This window comes from Mesorhizobium sp. FG116, assembly GCF_057809835.1.
Window position 1 is genome coordinate 1 of record NZ_JBMDKS010000113.1, and the last position, 1,613, is coordinate 1,613.

The 1,613-nt window shown below is 63.1% G+C and carries 2 protein-coding genes; both read left to right on the forward strand.

Features of this window, described 5'->3' with window-relative positions; translation table 11 throughout:
• The first annotated feature begins 136 nt into the window (after nucleotides 1-136).
• Nucleotides 137-946, forward strand: coding sequence for a non-homologous end joining protein Ku (gene ku / locus ACODTY_RS23970; RefSeq protein WP_488996676.1), 810 nt, complete (start codon nucleotides 137-139; stop codon nucleotides 944-946).
• 1 nt (nucleotide 947) lies between these two features.
• Nucleotides 948-1,613, forward strand: a 666-nt coding sequence (locus ACODTY_RS23975) for an ATP-dependent DNA ligase (protein WP_488996677.1), incomplete at its 3' end; no start/stop codon positions are given.

Here is a 1,613-nt window from a genome sequence, read left to right on the forward strand (position 1 = left end):
GCAGGCCCTGCGCCAGAGCGCGGGCCTGGGATCGAACGAGAAGACGAAACGCCCCGCCGCGAAGTCGAAGTCCAGCGCCAAAGAGCCGAAGCGCGCCGCCAACTCCAGGCGCGCGGCCTGATCGGAGAAGGACGCCATGGCGGTTCGCTCCTACTGGAAAGGCTATCTGAAGCTCTCGCTGGTGACCTGCCCGGTGCAGATGATGCCGGCGACCTCGGAAAGCGAGAAGGTCCGCTTCCACACGCTCAATCGCGAGACCCACAACCGCGTCGTCAGCCACTATGTCGATGCGGTCACCGGCAAGGAGGTCGGCGACGAGGACGAGGTGAAGGGCTACCAGCGCGGAGAGAACGATTACGTCATCCTCGAAGACGAGGAGCTCGAAAACGTCGCCCTCGACAGTACCAAGACCATCGATATCGACGTGTTTTCGCCACGAGACTCCATCGAATGGATCTGGCTCGACACGCCTTACTATCTTTCGCCCAACGATGCGGTTGGTGAGGAGGCGTTTTCGGTCATACGCGACGCGATGGCCGCCGAGGACATGGTCGGCATTTCCCGGCTGGTCATCTCGCGCCGCGAGCGAGCCGTCATGCTGGAGCCGCGCGGCAAGGGCATCGTGCTGTGGACGCTGCGCTACGGCGATGAGGTCCGCGACGAGGATGCGTATTTTGGTGATATTGATGGCGAGACCTCGGATTCCGAGATGATGCCGCTGATTCAGCAGTTCATCAAGAAAAAGACCCGCCATTGGGACAGCAAGCTTGTGTCGGATCCGGTGCAGGACAAGCTGCTGGAGATCATCGAGGCGAAGCGCAAGAAGACGAAGCGGCTGGCCAAGGCGAAGGGCGCCGAGCCGAAGGCAACGCCAAACAACGTCATCAACATCATGGATGCACTGCGCAAATCCGTCGAGGCCGAGAACCGCTCGGGAAAGCGCTAGGATGCGCCGACCGTCCAAGCGAGCGGCCGCGCTGCTTGTGCCATCCGAACCGGCGATCCAGTCACCGCGCCTGCGCCAACGTGATCCCAGGCAACCCGACCTTCCGTTCGACCCGATGCCGCAGCGGATCGAACCCTGCCTCGCCCTTCTGAAGCCCAAGGCGCCGGCAGGCCCGGACTGGCTGTTCGAGATCAAATGGGACGGCTACCGCCTTGCCGTCCATATCGATCGGCAGGATGTGCGCATCATCACGCGCGGCGGCCACGACTGGACGCACAGGTTTCCATCGATCGCCGACGCCGCGAGGCAGCTCGGCGTCAACACGGCCATCCTTGACGGCGAGGCTGTGGTCCTCAATGACAACGGACGGTCGGATTTCGGGGCGCTGCAGACCTCGCTCGGCGGACGCGGCGGCAAGAGAACGTCGATTGAGTCCATCCTTATGGCGTTCGACCTGCTCTACCTCGACGGACATGATCTCACCGGCTCCGAGCTGTCGGTGCGTCGTCATCTGCTGAAGGATCTGGTCGTGCCCGGCAGCAGCGACGGCGCAATCCGGCTTTCCGAGGAGGTGGAAGCCGACGGCGCGCAACTCCTCGAGCATGCCTGCCAGATCGGCTTGGAAGGCATCATCGCCAAGCGTCGCGACCAGCCCTATCGATCCGGT